At 41.5% G+C, this 16,715-nt stretch carries 20 protein-coding genes; 15 read left to right on the top strand and 5 right to left on the bottom strand.

Features of this window, described 5'->3' with window-relative positions:
- Positions 1-2: 2 nt before the first annotated feature.
- From AC1DO4_RS00895 to AC1DO4_RS00870, 6 genes are all read left to right on the top strand, one after another.
- Entirely contained in the window at positions 3-1,883 is a 1,881-nt protein-coding gene (locus AC1DO4_RS00895; RefSeq protein WP_477412071.1) for a hypothetical protein, read from the top strand.
- A gap of 37 nt (positions 1,884-1,920) precedes the next feature.
- Positions 1,921-3,021, top strand: coding sequence for an HU domain-containing protein (locus tag AC1DO4_RS00890; protein ID WP_477412069.1), 1,101 nt, complete (start codon positions 1,921-1,923; stop codon positions 3,019-3,021).
- A complete protein-coding gene (locus tag AC1DO4_RS00885) occupies positions 3,018-3,731 on the top strand; it encodes a MotA/TolQ/ExbB proton channel family protein (RefSeq protein WP_477412067.1) in 714 nt (237 codons plus the stop codon). The genes AC1DO4_RS00890 and AC1DO4_RS00885 overlap by 4 nt, the downstream gene beginning before the upstream one ends.
- On the top strand, positions 3,728-4,129 hold the full coding sequence (locus AC1DO4_RS00880) for an ExbD/TolR family protein (protein ID WP_477406599.1): 402 nt from the start codon (positions 3,728-3,730) through the stop codon (positions 4,127-4,129). Before AC1DO4_RS00885 ends, AC1DO4_RS00880 begins: the two co-directional genes overlap by 4 nt.
- A 137-nt stretch (positions 4,130-4,266) precedes the next feature.
- Positions 4,267-5,085: an energy transducer TonB gene (locus AC1DO4_RS00875; RefSeq protein ID WP_477406601.1), complete on the top strand. Its 819-nt coding sequence runs from the start codon at positions 4,267-4,269 to the stop codon at positions 5,083-5,085.
- Positions 5,086-5,160: 75 nt separating this feature from the next.
- Complete coding sequence (locus tag AC1DO4_RS00870) at positions 5,161-6,480, top strand: bifunctional folylpolyglutamate synthase/dihydrofolate synthase (protein WP_477412065.1); 1,320 nt, start codon at positions 5,161-5,163, stop codon at positions 6,478-6,480.
- 12 nt (positions 6,481-6,492) lie between these two features.
- On the opposite strand, the gene AC1DO4_RS00865 is transcribed toward AC1DO4_RS00870, so the two are convergent.
- Both AC1DO4_RS00865 and AC1DO4_RS00860 read right to left on the bottom strand, forming a co-directional pair.
- Positions 6,493-7,017, bottom strand: a complete 525-nt coding sequence (locus AC1DO4_RS00865; protein ID WP_477412063.1) for a GNAT family N-acetyltransferase — start codon at positions 7,015-7,017, stop codon at positions 6,493-6,495.
- 61 nt (positions 7,018-7,078) lie between these two features.
- Positions 7,079-7,570 carry a lipocalin-like domain-containing protein gene (locus AC1DO4_RS00860; protein WP_477412061.1) on the bottom strand — a complete coding sequence of 164 codons (492 nt, stop codon included), beginning with the start codon at positions 7,568-7,570 and terminating at the stop codon, positions 7,079-7,081.
- Between the two features lie 119 nt (positions 7,571-7,689).
- On the opposite strand from AC1DO4_RS00860, the gene AC1DO4_RS00855 reads away from it, so the two are divergent.
- The 4 genes from AC1DO4_RS00855 (at position 7,690) to AC1DO4_RS00840 (ending at position 10,785) form a co-directional block, all read left to right on the top strand.
- Positions 7,690-8,025 carry a winged helix-turn-helix transcriptional regulator gene (locus AC1DO4_RS00855; RefSeq protein WP_477407797.1) on the top strand — a complete coding sequence of 112 codons (336 nt, stop codon included), beginning with the start codon at positions 7,690-7,692 and terminating at the stop codon, positions 8,023-8,025.
- 94 nt (positions 8,026-8,119) lie between these two features.
- Positions 8,120-9,112 carry an L-glyceraldehyde 3-phosphate reductase gene (gene mgrA, locus AC1DO4_RS00850; protein WP_477412059.1) on the top strand — a complete coding sequence of 331 codons (993 nt, stop codon included), beginning with the start codon at positions 8,120-8,122 and terminating at the stop codon, positions 9,110-9,112.
- Positions 9,113-9,221: 109 nt separating this feature from the next.
- Positions 9,222-10,199, top strand: a complete 978-nt coding sequence (locus AC1DO4_RS00845) for a Gfo/Idh/MocA family protein (protein WP_477412057.1) — start codon at positions 9,222-9,224, stop codon at positions 10,197-10,199.
- Between the two features lie 82 nt (positions 10,200-10,281).
- Positions 10,282-10,785 (top strand): hypothetical protein, encoded by a 504-nt coding sequence (locus tag AC1DO4_RS00840; RefSeq protein ID WP_477412056.1) that lies wholly within the window; start codon positions 10,282-10,284, stop codon positions 10,783-10,785.
- A 62-nt stretch (positions 10,786-10,847) separates the two neighbouring features.
- Here AC1DO4_RS00840 and AC1DO4_RS00835 read toward each other — a convergent pair whose 3' ends face one another.
- The gene (locus AC1DO4_RS00835) at positions 10,848-11,024 is read right to left on the bottom strand and encodes a DUF6496 domain-containing protein (protein WP_167335440.1); all 177 of its coding nucleotides are present in this window, start codon (positions 11,022-11,024) and stop codon (positions 10,848-10,850) included.
- A 268-nt stretch (positions 11,025-11,292) separates the two neighbouring features.
- Here AC1DO4_RS00835 and AC1DO4_RS00830 point away from each other — a divergent pair, with 268 nt between their 5' ends.
- The gene (locus AC1DO4_RS00830) at positions 11,293-12,387 is read left to right on the top strand and encodes an AI-2E family transporter (RefSeq protein ID WP_477412053.1); all 1,095 of its coding nucleotides are present in this window, start codon (positions 11,293-11,295) and stop codon (positions 12,385-12,387) included.
- 62 nt (positions 12,388-12,449) lie between these two features.
- Here the strand turns inward: AC1DO4_RS00830 and AC1DO4_RS00825 are convergent, their stop codons facing one another.
- Entirely contained in the window at positions 12,450-12,650 is a 201-nt protein-coding gene (locus AC1DO4_RS00825) for a hypothetical protein (RefSeq protein ID WP_477412051.1), read from the bottom strand.
- Positions 12,651-12,732: 82 nt separating this feature from the next.
- Between AC1DO4_RS00825 and AC1DO4_RS00820 the strand changes: the two genes are divergently transcribed.
- From AC1DO4_RS00820 to AC1DO4_RS00805, 4 genes are all read left to right on the top strand, one after another.
- The gene (locus AC1DO4_RS00820) at positions 12,733-13,695 is read left to right on the top strand and encodes an MBL fold metallo-hydrolase (protein WP_477412049.1); all 963 of its coding nucleotides are present in this window, start codon (positions 12,733-12,735) and stop codon (positions 13,693-13,695) included.
- A gap of 25 nt (positions 13,696-13,720) precedes the next feature.
- Complete coding sequence (locus AC1DO4_RS00815) at positions 13,721-14,611, top strand: alpha/beta hydrolase (protein ID WP_477412047.1); 891 nt, start codon at positions 13,721-13,723, stop codon at positions 14,609-14,611.
- Between the two features lie 82 nt (positions 14,612-14,693).
- Positions 14,694-15,074 carry a hypothetical protein gene (locus tag AC1DO4_RS00810; protein ID WP_477412045.1) on the top strand — a complete coding sequence of 127 codons (381 nt, stop codon included), beginning with the start codon at positions 14,694-14,696 and terminating at the stop codon, positions 15,072-15,074.
- 74 nt (positions 15,075-15,148) lie between these two features.
- On the top strand, positions 15,149-16,033 hold the full coding sequence (locus AC1DO4_RS00805) for an alpha/beta hydrolase (RefSeq protein ID WP_477412043.1): 885 nt from the start codon (positions 15,149-15,151) through the stop codon (positions 16,031-16,033).
- A gap of 120 nt (positions 16,034-16,153) precedes the next feature.
- Here the strand turns inward: AC1DO4_RS00805 and AC1DO4_RS00800 are convergent, their stop codons facing one another.
- Complete coding sequence (locus AC1DO4_RS00800) at positions 16,154-16,711, bottom strand: hypothetical protein (RefSeq protein ID WP_477412041.1); 558 nt, start codon at positions 16,709-16,711, stop codon at positions 16,154-16,156.
- Between the last annotated feature and the right edge of the window lie 4 nt (positions 16,712-16,715).

Here is a 16,715-nt window from a genome sequence, read left to right as displayed (position 1 = left end):
CAATGAACTCAAGATACACCTATACGCTGCTTACCTTAATAATAGCATTATACTTTGTTCCTGCACAAGCGCAAACAAAGAAACACGCGAAAAAGGCAACCGTAAAAACAGCAGCTAAAGCAAAAACCCCTGCCAAGCCTGTAAAAAAAGCACCGGCTAAACCCGTAACAAAAAAAGCAGCCGTTACCAGTGCTTCAAAAAACCTTGGAGATGCGGCGGCAAAAGTAAACCAGGATACTACCAAAAAAGGAGGTAGCGGCAACAAACCGTCAAATGGCGGCAGCCTTTCTGAAGAAATAGTGGTAACAACGGCATACAAACCTGTTTTGGCCGATGCTGTTAAGATTCGCCGTAACCCCGACCTGGAAGATAAAGCACCCTTTAAAGCACCGCTTACCTATACTACTTTAGATAAAAAACTTGACCAGGACTCGGAAATAAAACACCTCGACCCACAAAAAAGGCCGGCCGAACAGGACTCGATACTGCTTAATAACTATGTTAAAGCTGGTGTAGGTAACTTAAAAACCTTATTCGGCGAAGCTTATTTTGGTAATGGCCGCGACCAGGCTTTGCAGGTTGGCGGTTTCCTGAAACATTTCTCGCAGGCCGGATCATGGGAAAAACAAAACGAAAGCAAGGATGAAGTTGGTGTGTTTATCAAAAGCATCAATTCAGAAAACACCATCAGCGGCCGTTTAAACTATAAACGTCGCGGTGTTTATTTCTACGGCCACCCCGATTCAATTCCGCTGCCATTCACTCCTCAAAAGCAACATTTTAACGAAATTGGTGGTGAGGTTGAACTGGCCAAAAACTTTAAGGATGTTGAAAATGATTTCACTTATGCCGTAAAATTAAAAGGCTATTCTTTCGGCAATGCTTACCAGGCGAGGGAAAGCAATATTGTATTATCCGGATTTGTAAACCAAACCATTAAACAATTTTATACCGGTTTAAGCGCTTCGGTTGATCTATCCAATCCAAAAGATAGCCTATACAATTTAAACAACAGCATCCTTAGGTTAAACCCTTACATTAAATTCCAGGGTACTAATTATAAAATTGACGCAGGTGTAAACATTACAAAGGAATTTGGTGATTTTAATCGCTTTTCCATTTTCCCGGCAGCTAAACTGGAATACCAGGTGATACCCAAATATGTGCGCCTGTTTGTGGAAGCCAAGGGCGATATCAACCGCGCATCCATCCGCGATTTTGCCAACATCAATCCTTATATCGATAAAAACATACAGCTTAAAAACTCTGTTGATCAGCTGGATATCAGCGCTGGTTTAAAAGGCACATTAGCACCGGGGCTTAGCTTTAAAGCTGCTGTATTTCGCAATAGTGTAAAAGATATGCCGCTGTTGGTAAGCAATCAAACGGCCGAAGGCTATAAATTTATTGTGATATACGATAATGGCCGATCGCGCGTAAGCGGCTTTAATGGCGAGCTGGACTTTAAAGCTACCGATGATGTAAATATTTTTGGCCGTGTTGAGTTTAAGGACTATAAAATGAATACCGAGGCTGAGGCCTGGAACCTGCCTAAGTTTTTGTTAACCGCAGGTACTGCTATCCACATAAACAATAAAGTGAGCATAACAGGTTCGTTATTAATACGGGGTTCGGCATATGACAGGCCATTCGGAATTGTACCGGGACCGTTAGGAACACCGGCTGCCAATTCAAGCATATTATTAGCTAAAAGATCTATCAGCTCATTTGCCGATCTGAATGGTGGTGTTGAGTACAGGGTAACGCCGGTAATTACTGTATTTGCACAGGCAAATAACATTTTAAACTCGGGTTATCAAAACTGGGTATACTATCCTAACTACGGATTTAATATCTTTGGCGGCGTCGGTTTCTCGTTTTAAAGATTTTGATATTTACAATAAACCGTACTTTTAGCAAATGGATATAGCCAATTATTTAAGTGAACTATTGGGCCAGCACGGCGAAATAAGCGTGCCGGGCCTGGGCTATTTTGTGCACGTACGTGTAAGTGCCAGTTATGATGATGCAGAGCGTAAATTTTATCCGCCCGGTTATAAAATACAATTTGATCCGCAGGCCCTTGATGATGATACCTTAACAAGGTACATTGCCGAAAAGAAAAAAATCTCGCTGGCTTCGTCAAAATATTTTACCGAAAAATATATAACCGCCTTAAAACAGGAAGTTGCCCTGCAGGAAGTAGCATTTGCCGATCTGGGTTGGTTTTATATGGATAAGGGCAAAATCGCCTTTAAATCGCAGGTGAGTAATACTGATAATGCTCCTTTTTATGGCTATGAAGCCATCAGCATAAAAAAACTAAACCAGGTTGAAGAGCCCGAAAAACCAGCGGCCGTACCAGTACCCTCACCAATGCCGCCACCCGTTGTGGTTGCGACAGAGCCCTTACCGCTCCCCCCCCCAATCAGGGAGATACCTTTACCGGCACATACGGCCGACCAACCGGAAGAATACGTTGATGACGAGCCTGAACAAAGGCAGGGTTTGAGCATCTGGGCCATTATATTGATTGTGGTGATAGTTTTGGCAGCCGCATTGTTTGCTGTGTATAAGTATAACCCCGGTTTATTAAATTTATCAAAGGGCGGGCAAATGCAAGTGCCTGCGGAGTCAAAAGCTCAACCGGTACTTAAACGCGATACAGACACAGTTAAAAAGGCAACCCTACCTGTTGATACTACAGCAAAAGCAATTTCTAAACCCGACCCGGCGTTAAATACTACAATAATTAATGCTGATACAATAAAAAGAATACATTATGAGCTTTTAGCAGGGGCCTTTAAAACACAAGCTGAAGCAAACAAAACCATACAAGCTTACAAAAGAATGGGATTTACCGCGCATATAATTGAAAACGTGCCCGGCAGATTGGTTAAAGTAACCTTAGGTACCTATTATGTACGCGATGAGGCTGTGGCTGCCAAACAAAAAATATTAAGTACAGGTAAGATAAGCAACGATAATATAACTATACAACCATATAATCCCAGGAAATGACTTTATTATTAATACAACAGGTAACAGATACAGCGAAGCACTTAGCAGATACCGCTAACCATACAGTAACCCAATTAGCACAACCTCCAGAAGAATTACGTTTTGGCGACCTGCTGATAAAAGGCGGCTGGGTAATGGTACCTATTGGCATACTGGCTGTACTGGGCCTGGTTATATTTTTTGAGCGTTTTTTTACTATCCGCAAAGCTTCAAAAAACGAATCGAACCTGATGGTACAGGTGCGCTCAAGCATTCACTCCGGTAATTTAGAATCGGCCATTGCCATTTGCCGTAACAGTAACTCGCCTTTGGGCCGCATGCTGCAAAAGGGTTTGTTACGTATCGGTCGCCCTATAAAAGATATTGAAGGTGCGATTGAAAACATTGGCAAGTTGGAAGTATCAAAGCTGGAAAAAAACATAGGTATATTGGGGATTGTAGCCGGTATTGCACCAATGTTTGGTTTCCTGGGTACCATCGCCGGGGTAATCAAGATATTTTATGACATATCCAAAACAGACAACATCAGTATGGGTGTTATATCTGGTGGTTTATATGTAAAAATGGTAACATCAGCCGCCGGTTTAATGGTGGGGATTGTGGCCTATGTTTGTTACCACGTTTTAAATATGATGGTTGATAAAGTGATCCTGAAACTGGAAACTGATGCTATAGAATTTATTGACCTGTTAGAGGAGCCAAGCAAATGAATTTAAGAAAAAGACATAGGGGTGCATCGGCAGAGGTTCATACATCAGCCATGAACGATATCATGTTCTTCCTGCTTTTGTTTTTCCTCATCGCGTCAACAGTTACCAACCCTAACGTTATTAAACTGATGTTGCCCAAATCATCAAGCGGGCAATCGGTATCAAAAAAAACAATAACGGTTTCGGTAACCAAAGACCTGAAATATTACGTTGATAAAAAGGAAGTGCCTGTGGCTGCACTGCAAACAACACTATCAGGCTATAAAACACTGGCAACAGAACTTACTATTGTTTTATATGTTGATAGAACAGTAGCCATTCAGGATGTGGTACAGATAATGGATATAGCACAAAAATTAAATATAAAACTGGTACTGGCAACGGAACCTAAGGGATAGAGAGTATCAAGTAGTTAGTATCAAGTATCAAGATTTTTTTATGAGCTTACAATCAATTATTGCAGCCGTCCTGATACTTGACCCGTTACTAACAAGGCAGCTGTCTTAATACTTGATACTAAATACTTGATACTAAAATGGAATACAGGGAAGAAGAAAATAACTATCCAAAGGCGTTTTTGTTAACAGGCATTATTTTGGCTGTGTTTTTCCTGGTATGTTATATAATTATCCTTCCGATGCCGCCTAAAACCGAGGACGGTACCGGTGGGATCCTGGTAAATTATGGTACAGTTGATGAAGGAATGGGGAGTGATTATATGAGCACTGAGGAACCTTCTGTTGCCGAAAAAGCCAACCATACCAAGCCGGATAAGGTTACCCCTGCACCGCCAACCGAAGAAAAACCACAGCCCGAAAGCAGCGATAAAGCTGTTGTTACCCAAAATACCGAAGATGCACCCGAAGTTGCTGCTCCAACCAAAAAGCCAACAAATACGGTAACCGCTGCCCAACCTACAAAAACTGCAGCAAAGCCGGTTGTGAACCAAAACGCGTTATATAAAGGCAAGGCAACTACCGGTACAGGCGAAGGCGACGGAACCGGCAATAAACCCGGCAACCAGGGTAAACCAACAGGTACCACTCTTACTAATAATTACAACGGAACAGGATCTGGCAATGGCGGTAATTTGAACATGTCGCAACGTAGTTTTGTAAGCAGGCCTGCTGTTAGTGATGATAACCGACAAAGCGGCAAAATCATGGTTGATATACGTGTTGATAAAGATGGTAACGTGGTTTATGCCCGTGCAGGTGCCCGCGGTACTACCATATCTGACGCAGCCCTGCTCCAGAAATGCGAAGACGCGGTTAAAAACTCCAAACTTAATCCACTCGACTCGGCACCAGAAACGCAGGTTGGTACAGTAGTATTTGTATTTAAGGTAAATTGATTTTTAGTCTGCAGTTTACGAACGATAGACCATTGCAACAGTTTATTTTATAAGTTTGCACCCATTGCCATAGCTATGGACTACCAACAAACCATCCAATACCTCTACACCCAGCTCCCGATGTTTACGCGCGACGGGGCTTCGGCATTTAAAGCTGATCTGCATAATACCCTTGAGCTTTGTAAACGTTTAGGCGATCCGCAGCATAAATTTAAAAGTGTACACGTTGCCGGCACCAATGGCAAAGGTTCCACATCGCACATGCTGGCGGCGGTTTTGCAAACGGCTGGTTATAAAACCGGGCTTTATACATCGCCCCATCTTAAAGATTTTCGCGAACGGATCCGCATAAACGGGCAAATGATCAGCGAGCAAACTGTTATTGATTTTGTGGCTGGGCACAAGAAGGATTTTGATGAGATAGGTCCTTCATTTTTTGAAATGACCGTGGGCCTCGCTTTTAAAGTTTTCGCGCAGGAAAAAGTAGATATCGCTGTTATTGAAGTTGGCCTGGGCGGCCGCCTGGATTCAACTAATATTATTACCCCCCTGCTCTCTGTTATCACCAACATAGGCTGGGACCATATGAATATGCTTGGCGATACCCTTCAACTGATAGCAGCCGAAAAAGCCGGTATCATTAAACCGGGCATACCCGTAATTATTGGCGAAAACCAACCCGAAACAGCAAGAGTGTTTATTGAAAAAGCAATTAAAGAAGAAAGTAACATCTTGTTTGCTTCGGATTTGTGGGAGATTGATCAAAAGCCAAAAGTCAAAAGTCGAGAGTCAAAGAATGATTTACTTGAATTGAATGTTATAAAAAACTCACCACTCACCACTCGCCACTCAGCACTCACCATTCATCTCGACCTCACCGGTTCCTATCAGCTTAAAAATGTAAAAACGGTTTTATCTGCTGTAGATGAATTGCGCGTGCAAGGGTTCACGATAACCGATAATGATATAGTTACAGCGCTATCACAGGTAAAAACCTTAACAGGTTTGCATGGACGATGGGAAACGCTGAACCAAAACCCGCTCACCATTTGCGATACCGGGCATAATCCGGATGGTATAGAAGAAGTAATGAAAAACATTGCGTCTGTTGACTACCGGCACCTTCATTTTGTAATTGGGATGGTAAATGATAAAGATATTACCAAGGTATTAACCATGCTGCCCAAAGATGCTACCTACTATTTTTGTAAACCCGATATCCCACGGGGCCTTGATGCTGAAAGCTTAATGCTAAAGGCCGAAAGCTTTGGCTTACATGGCGAATTTTATGCTTCGGTAAAACAAGCCCTCCAATCGGCACAAGGTAACGCCGGCGACAAAGACCTGGTTTTTGTTGGAGGAAGTACTTTTGTGGTGGCTGAGATTGTCCAATAGCCCCTAATTCTGTTACTCTCCTTTACTGATTTTAAACCAACTATGAGGTTCGCCTCGCAAGTCAAAATCTTCTATAAATTTCAAGCCTGTTTTTGTAAGTACGCTTTTTGATGCATGATTGTTAATATCAGCCATGCCAAAAATTTCATCTAATTGTAGTTGATTAAACCCATAATCGCGGGCTGCAATTGAAGCTTCTGTTGCATAGCCTTTTCCCCAATACCTCTTTATGAACCTATAACCCAGATCATAATATCCAATCTGGTGATTTACTTCCTCATTTATAAATTTAAGCCCTGCCCAACCTATAAAATCGTCGGTATGTTTTTCAATAACCGCCCATCGGCCAATGCCAAAGTCTCGATATTGCTGCCTTATAAAATCTATAATTTCTCTACTCTCATTTATGGTATTGAGAGGTTTATTTCCCAAAAAACGATGCACTTCCGGATCCGAATCCAACTCAAACATTCCTTTGGCATCTATTGGTATTATTTCCCTCAAAATCAATCGGTCAGTTTCAGCGAAAATCGTCATAACAATTGGTAAACAATAATGAACCTATATTAAGTATAAATTTTCAATATCTGTCCATAGCTTATTCAATCCTTCTCCACTCCACCTCTCCCGTTACAGCCCCTCCTGTAGTTGGTGCAGGCACAGTATACTTAAAAGTTGAACCTATCAACGTAAATGGCCGTTTTTGCTGTGTCTCCTCCCAGTTGGGGAATGAGGCATGTTGAATATTAAATGTAATAGTACCATTAGTATCATCAATGGTATATGTGCCAAAATGGGCATTACTGCCTTTTACCGCGGCACGGTTCTCCTCGTCGGTGCCTTTACTTTTATCGTTGGTGGTAAACCTTTGTCGCCCCTGACTAAATATCTGCAGCGCATAGTGGCCTTCGGCATCAAACATCAGCAGCCCCTGCGGAGTATCCCCATATAAATGAACCCGGCTGCCATCTGCAAGAATATTATCTACAGCAACCAGTTCATAAGTTCCGACTAATTTGGTTTCCTTTTTCTGAGCGAATGCCACCAGGCTGCTCATTATACAAATTATGGTTATCAGGTTTGTTTTCATGTATCAAAGTTATATTTGTAGCGTACCGTTATCAAGTAGGCACTAAAAAGTAACCTGGTCACTTAAAAGTTACCAAACTGTAAATCAGCTATATTAATTTTGATTTAATAGATAAAAAAATGAAAAGACAGCTGCCCAAATGTGGAATAGATTACGCCTTTCAGCGCATAGGCGGTAAATATAAAGGCCGAATTTTATGGCGATTACGTACCGGTATACTTCGCTATGGCGAATTGCGCAAAACAGTTACCGGTGTTACCCCAAAAATGCTTACCCAGGCACTAAGAGAACTGGAAGATGATGGTCTGATAACCCGCAAAGTTTATGTTGAAGTACCACCCAAAGTTGAATATGAACTTACCGGAACCGGCCGCGAGCTATTACCCTTTTTATCCTTATTAAGAGACTGGGCCAGGCAACAAATGTTGGTAAATAATGTAGAAGCCATGCCGTAAAGCATTCATCATCACAAAATATTTACTTCTGATATCTATATTAAATTATATTTTTACGAACATTAGAAAACATCTCAACCCTCACCTTTTATATATGACTTACGTTCCATCTGCAGACAGGTACAAAAAAATGCAATATCGCCGTTGTGGTAATAGCGGCATCAAATTACCGGCTATTTCGCTTGGTTTATGGCACAATTTCGGGCATGTTGATGTTACGGAAAACTACCGTAAAATTTTGCATCTCGCTTTCGACAGCGGTATAACCCATTTTGACCTGGCAAACAATTACGGCCCGCCTCCAGGCTCGGCCGAAGAAAATTTCGGCCGTATTTTAAAAGAAGATTTCCGGGGCTACCGCGACGAAATGATCATCAGCAGCAAAGCCGGTTATACCATGTGGGATGGCCCTTATGGCGATTGGGGCTCAAAAAAATACCTGGTTGCCAGTCTTGACCAAAGCTTACAACGCATGGGTTTGGAGTATGTAGATATATTTTATCACCACCGTCCCGATCCCGAAACGCCGCTGGAAGAGACAATGGCTGCCCTTGACCTTATCGTTCGCCAGGGTAAAGCTTTATACGCAGGTATCTCTAACTACCCTGCCGATCTTGCTGCAAAAGCTATCAAAATATTAAAGGACCTGGGTACGCCATGCCTTATCCATCAGCCCAAATACTCTATGTTTGAACGTTGGGTTGAAAACGGTTTAATGGATGTATTGGGCAATGAAGGTGTGGGTTGTATCCCATTTTCTCCATTGGCCCAGGGGTTATTAACTAACAAATACCTGCATGGTATCCCCGAGGATTCAAGAGCTGCTAAAGCAACCGGCTTTTTACAGGTTGCCCAGATAACCGACGAAAGGTTAAGCCAGATAAAACGACTTAACGATTTGGCCCTGCAACGCAACCAAACACTGGCCCAAATGGCATTGGCCTGGCTATTAAAAGATAACAGGGTTACATCGGTACTGATTGGTGCGAGCCGCGCCGAGCAACTTGCCGATTCGTTAAAGGCATTGGATAACATTGGGTTTTCTGCCGATGAATTAGCGCAGATAGAAAAGATATTGGCCTCCTAACGCCCTAAAGGGGGAACTGCTAAGCAGTCTTTATTGGGACCAGTTCAATTTCAATTAAACAAAATTAAAAAAGTCTCCTCCCTTCAGGGGGAGATTTAGAGGGCTACTAATGACAACTATCAATTGGGGCATAATTGGTTGCGGGGATGTGACCGAAAAAAAAAGCGGACCAGCATTTAAAAAAGTTGCGGATAGTGCACTTATTGCAGTTATGCGTCGTGATGCGGCCAAAGCTGCCGACTATGCCAGCCGGCACCAGGTGGGCAAATGGTATGATGACGCTGATAAAATGATGGGCGAAGCAGATATAAACGCCATATACATTGCCACTCCCCCGTCATCACACCTTGATTATGCTTTAAGCGCGCTGCAAAAAGGCTTTAATGTATACGTAGAGAAACCGGTTACCCGAAATGCCGCCGAGGCGCGGGCCATGGCGGAGGCTGTAAAACAAAGCAGCTCAAAACTAACAGTAGCGCATTACCGCAGGGCTGTACCCATGTTTTTGGCCGTAAAGGATCTGTTGGATAAACAAAAAATTGGCGAGGTACGTACCGTGCAGATCAGGATGTGGCAAAGCAGCAAGCCTAAGCTCATTGCCGATACCAAAACCAACTGGCGGGTGCTTCCCGAATTTTCTGGCGGGGGATATTTTCATGACCTTGCTCCTCATCAGCTCGATTTGATGTTGTTTTATTTTGGCGAACCTGAAAGATATCATGGATTCTCGCTCAATCAGTCGGCCTCATCACCTGCCGACGACCATGTTTGCGGAGAGATTGTGTTTAAAAACAAGGTTGTAGTTAACGGCTCCTGGTGCTTCAACGTTGCCGAAAGCCTTACTACTGATACCTGCGAGATCATCGGAACCAAAGGAAAAATAACCTTCCCGTTCTTTGGTAATTATGTAAGCTGGAAAACCGATACTGAAGATGAAACTATAACCTTTCAGCATCCGCAGCACATTCAGCAACCAATGATAGAAAAGATCGTTTCCTACTTTAAAAACGAAGGTCCAAACCCCTGCTCTATTGACGAAGCTGTTACGTTAATGGATATTATGGATACATTTACAAAAACTAATTGAGCAGTTTTTCCTTATATTAATAAATTTGCAGTGGTTCCGGGTTCGGGATCTCATGTATTAATTAATTCTGTAAAAACAAAAAATGAAAAAGATACTAACGCTTATAATCGCGATAACCGCTTTTACCCTAACTGCAACGGCACAAAAATATGATGTACCCATGCATTACGAATTGCAAACCGATGCCGACTTTATCATGTACGAGCAACAGGTAATTACAACTGCCGACTGGCTGCAGCAAACAGGCTGGAAAGATAAAAGAGATAAAAGACAGGCAGCCCGGTTATTTATTTTAGCATGGGTACAGGGCTCGCGTAGCGTATCGGTATCTATCAATAAGGCGGTTAATGATTTGTCAGATCAAAACCCCGAGTTGTTATTTACCTACACCTCACAATACGCAAAATATGCATTGCAACATAAAAACGATTTTGACAAAAACACCGCCAATCTTGTAGCATTACGGGCCGTGATAGCCAAATACAACATTGAAGAATCGCACAAAAAAGATGATGATGTAGAAAAGCTGGCACAAATTAACAAAGAGGGTAACCTGGCGAGCTGGATAAGCACTGATTTTAAATAGATCGTAAAATTAAAAAAACCACAAAGCCGTCTTTCGCGATAGCTTTGTGGTTTTTTTAATATTTAACTTTTCTTTTTAGGCACCTTTGCACCGGCTTTGCGCGCCTCAGATAAGCCTATCGCTATAGCTTGTTTTTTGCTGGTTACTTTTTTGCCACTGCCGCTTTTAAGCTTTCCTTCTTTCATTTCATGCATGGTCTTTTCAACTTTTTCCCCTGCTTTTTCTGAATACTTTGCCATAATATTAGTTTTTAAGTAGATACCCTAACTAAAGCAAAACATTTGCCAATTTTGACAATAAGCCGCGGTTGAAAAATTAATTAAAATTGACCGGCATTTTTTACATACTATCTGTGAAGTAAGTTTACTTCCAAAAAGCCGGCACGATTTACAACATTCCCTTACAAAGTAAAAGGATAAATTTAGTTGATCAATATTTTTTATATCTTCAAGCATCTGATTTAAATATCCGTTACCCATTTCAAAAAACAAATTTAACCACTACCGTATGCCGGCAAAAAAACTGATAGCCCCTTTTTACGAACGCCTTGCACTTACCTTAATAGGCTTTTTAGCTCTGGGATATCTCATTATTGTGGGTAAAGACATTCTTGATCCACTCATTTTCGGTTTCATATTTGCTATTTTATTGTTGCCTATTTCCAATTTTTTAGAGAAAAAACTACGGTTGCCACGCAGTATGTCTTCCCTGGTATCAATACTTTTAATGGTTGGCCTGGTAAGTGGAATATTATACCTGGTAGGCTCCCAGATCTCAAACCTGGCCAACGACTGGCCAATGCTTAAAAACCAGGTTACACAATCCCTGCACGACCTGCAGGAGTGGGTGCAATCGGCTTTCCATATTAACGCCAGCAGGCAACTAAAATATGTTAACGATGCTTCTAAAAAGATCATGGAATCGGGTACCGATGTGGTGGGTACAACATTTGGGGCCATATCATCACTCATGATATTTTATGTATTCATCATGATCTTCACCTTTTTTATATTGCTTTATAGGCGTTTGCTGCTGCGTTTTATCATTTGGGTTTTCAGAGATGAAAACTCACACGTGGTGATGGATATTGTAGAGAATATTCAATCCATTTTAAGACAATATATCCTGGGCTTACTACTCGAGATGGTGATAGTGGCCAGCGTGGCAATTACTATTTTTTGGTGGATTGGGATAAAATACGCCGTTTTGCTGGGTATTATTGTGGGCTTATTTAACATCATACCATACATAGGCATATTTACCGCTTTATTGCTTAGTGCCATTATTACCTTTGCTACCGGCAATATTGCTAAAACAATTACAGTTGTAGTAAGCATAATATCCATCCACGCCGTTGATGCTAACTTTTTACTGCCAACCATTGTAGGCTCAAAAGTGAGGCTTAACGCCCTTATCTCTTTCATTGGCATTGTGCTGGGCGAAATGATTTGGGGGCTTTCAGGCATGTTCCTTTCTATCCCCGTGATAGCTATTTTTAAGATCATTTTTGACAGGATAGAAAGCCTTAAGCCATGGGGTTACCTATTAGGTGGCGACTATGAATACAACAAAGCGGCAGCCGAAAAAATGAAAACAGAATAAATTTACCTTATAAAATTCACTCAGTTCATTTTAACTATTGGAACATTTACTTTAAATTTGTTTCATACAGATACCCTTATAAAATAATGCAAATTGTGAGTAATAACCCGCGCCCGGTTTACAGGTGCAAAAAATGTAAGGAAATCCTTAACACCAGGCGTAAGCGTGGCTTTTTTATTAAAACAGTATTGTTTTGGCTCCCCGTAAAAAAATTCTTTTGTGAACGCTGCCTTACCAACAGGTATCATTTTTAAAACACTCATTTTATTTTGTTTAATTGATGGGTATATCATTAATTTAGTAGTTTAACAATTGCATCATATTGCATTTGATACATTACCTGTAATGAGCCGTAAATGCACCTCAGTAATCATATTTATATTCTTTCTGTTGCCGTTTTTTTCGGTGGCACAAGTTAAAAATAGGCCGGCTTTCAGGCTGGTGCCTTTGGGCGTTTTGGGTGGTATTGATGAAAGCAACTTGTCAGCTTATATGCTGGCGGCTAATGGAACCAACGATTACATCTGTTTAGATGCCGGTACATTGCATTATGGCATAAAAAAAGCCATTGAAAATAAGGCTTTCGCTGTGCCGCAGGAAAAAGTATTAAGGCAATACATCAAAGGATATTTCATATCGCATGCCCACCTCGATCATCTCGCCGGTTTGATCATCAACTCGCCGGATGACAGCACCAAAAATATCTACGGGTTGCAAAGCACACTTGAAACCCTAAAAACCCACTATTTTACCTGGGCAAGCTGGGCCAATTTTGCCGACCAGGGTGAAACCCCGGTCCTAAAAAAATTCCATTACCAGGTGCTTAGTCCGGGTAACGAAATGGCCATCGATAATACCAACATGAAAGCGCAGGCATTCCCGCTGAGCCATTCAAACCTTACCAGTACCGCCTTTTTGATACATAGTAATAGTGCTTATGTTTTATATTTAGGCGATACCGGACCAGACGAGATTGAAAAAAGCAGCAACCTAAAAAACCTTTGGCAGGCCATTACGCCACTGATTAAAAACAAACAGTTAAAAGCCATTTTGATAGAAGTATCTTTCCCCAATGAGCAGCCGGAAAAAACGCTTTTTGGGCACCTTACGCCTAATTGGTTGATGACCGAAATGGATAAACTTGCCACCTTTACCGGTAAAACAGATCTAAAAGGATTAAATGTTGTTGTTACTCATTTAAAACCACCTGTAAGCAATATCAGCAAAATAAAAACAGAGCTTAAAGCAGAAAATAAATTACAATTAAACCTAATTTATCCGGAACAGGGCAAACTCCTGAATTTTTAACGATCAGCCAAAACATACCAAACCCATGAAAAATATTTTAAAAAAATGCCTGTTCTTTTTCTTCATTTTAAGCGTTAGCTCCTCTTTTGCACAGCACCAGGGCAAAGTAATTGAAGAGCAAACAGTTAAAAGCAAGATATTGAAACGCAACGTAAAGTTTACCATTTACCTGCCTGCCGACTATGAAACTGCTAACCGCACTTACCCGGTTGTGTATCTTTTACATGGCTATACAGATGATAATACCGGCTGGCTACAATTTGGCGAGATTAACCGTTATGCCGATAAAGCCATTGCCGACGGTACCATCCCGCCGATGATCATTGTGATGCCAAATGCCGATTCGAGCTGGTATATTAACTCTTACGATGGTAAAGAAAAATATGAGGACTTTTTTATTAAAGAATTTATGCCACACGTTGAACAAGCTTATCGCATAAAAACCGAAAAACAATACCGTGGTGTGGCAGGCCTGTCAATGGGTGGCTATGGTACACTGATATACGCAATTAAATATCCTCAGCTGTTTTCGGCAGCAGCAGCCCTAAGCGCGGCCGTACTTCCTGAGGATCAGATGATCAGTCAGCCAGATGAAAACTATGAAAAGGTTTTTGGCCAACTGTATGGTCGCGGGTTAAAGGGTAAAGACCGCCTAAGCAAAGCCTGGCAGGCTAATTCTGTTTTGGACCTGGTACAAAACAAAACCACAGATGAGTTGAGCAAAGTGCGTTACTGGATTGACTGCGGTGATGATGACTTTTTAACCAAAGGAAATTGCCTGCTGCACATCGCCCTTACCGAAAAAAAGGTACCACACGAATATCGTGTACGCGACGGCGCACATAACTGGACCTACTGGCGTACCGGCATAACCAACGCGTTGGATTTTATGGGTGACAGCTTTAGACAGAAATAGGTTTCAGATATGCAGATTTCTAATTACAGATGTGCAGGTTTAGCTGTAAATGATCTTAATACTAATTACTTGATACCTGAATATGGCACAAGATTTTGAATTACCGGTTTCTGCGGATATCCTGGAAATGTTACAGGGTCGGGAAATTTTTGTTGCGCAGTTTTTGAATAAGGTGTTTGATGATAAACAAATCTATGCTAACTTTTGCCGGGGCCTGGCATCCTATTTTTATGATGAAGGTGGTTCTCCGGAGGTACTTGAGTTTGATATCGTTAATGCAACTTTTAATGCTGATAGTTTAACAGGAACCTTCAAATGCAACTTTGTGGTGCATTATTTTTTTGGCTGCAGCGATATTAAAAATGACAAACACGAAAATATTACCTGGAAATTTAAAATTGACCATACTAATCTAAACATAGCTTTTGTTGGGGAAGAACCCTGGGTAAGGGATGCTGATTAATAAATGTGCAGGTGTGTGAATAAAAAACAGTAAAATGATTTAACAAGCCAAATAAATCTTAATACTTGATACAAATGAAAAAAATTCTCCTGATTTGTTTCCTTCTATCAGCGGCAACTGTATATGCGCAGAATATCCCCGTGGGTAAAGTGATAGAAGAGCAAAACGTTAAAAGCGATATTTTAGGGTATAACGTTAAATATGCTATTTACCTGCCTGCTGATTATGAAACATCAAACAGGAATTACCCGGTAGTATACCTTTTGCACGGATATGGTGATAACCAAACCGGCTGGTTACAGTTTGGTGAGGTTAACCGCTATGCCGATAAAGCCATTGCCGAAGGCAGGATTCCGCCGATGATAATTGTAATGCCCGATGCGAAGGCTACCTTTTATATCAACTCCTATAATGGCAAACAGAACTATGAGGATTTCTTTTTCAAAGAATTTATACCAACAGTTGAAAAGGAGTACCGAATAAAAAACGTCAAAAAATATCGTGCAGTTGCGGGGCTTTCTATGGGTGGTTATGGCACGCTCATTTATAGCATAAAACACCCGGATATGTTCTCGGCGGCAGCAGCCTTTAGCGCGGCAGTACGCAACGATGAAGATTTTATGGCAACAACCGATGCCCGCTGGGCAGAGGTATATAGCAAGATCTTTGGGCCAGATCTTAAAGGCGCTGAGCGATTGAATGATACATGGAAAAGCAATTCTATACTTGGCTTGGTGCAAGGTAAAACTACCGATGATCTTAAACAGGTACGTTACTGGATAGATTGCGGCGATGATGACGCATTAAGCAAAGGGAATTCCCTGCTACATATTGCTTTGGTGGAAAAAAAGGTTCCTCATGAGTTCCGGATCCGTGATGGTGCCCACAACTGGACCTACTGGCGAACCGGTATTACCGACGCGCTGGAATTTATTGGCGATAGTTTCAGGCAAAAATAAGCTTGGAATATTGGAATAGATGTGCAGATTCCAGATTTCAGATGTGCAGATTAGTCTCGTAGTCATTTTTAGAAATCATCATTTGCACATCTGAAATCTGCATATCTGCACATCCGGAGTTTACTGATCACTTAGCAGATCGATACAATTTTTCCTGAGCGTTTCCAGGCGTGCAGGCAGCATATTAAGTGCCTTGTCATCTTTTAAATTCCTGTAAAGTACCTTGATAATTACCAGCGTATTATCGTCCGGTTCGCAGGCCTGGGCTTTTTCGAGATGGGGCAATGCAGCTTTTGCTTTGGTTATGTAGATTGCATCAACAACGGTTTGCTTGCCGGAGATGTCTTTTATATACAGGTAACCTAAAGCCCTGTGTGCTACATAATAATCCGGCTGGAAGACAATAACCAATTTATAGTACTTAATGGCCTTTATACTTTGATCATCATCCTCATATAATTTTGCCAGGGAGTTATAAAAACTGATGCGTACTTTTTGAGTTAATTTAGCTGTATCGGGTAGTATCTTCTCGGCAAGGGTCATTGATCTGGCTGCATCTGCATTCATCCGGGCTTCGTTAAAATCAATGTAGGTGTTGTAAACCTCATCGGCAGTTTGCGCATGAGCCAGCGTACTTGTGGCTATCGCAATTATTAATAACAGGATTTTTCTAAGCATATGA

The sequence above is a fragment of the Mucilaginibacter sp. P5_A6 genome (assembly GCF_056400585.1).
Note: the sequence above shows the minus strand (reverse complement) of the source record. Positions and strands in the feature narration are given on the sequence as shown.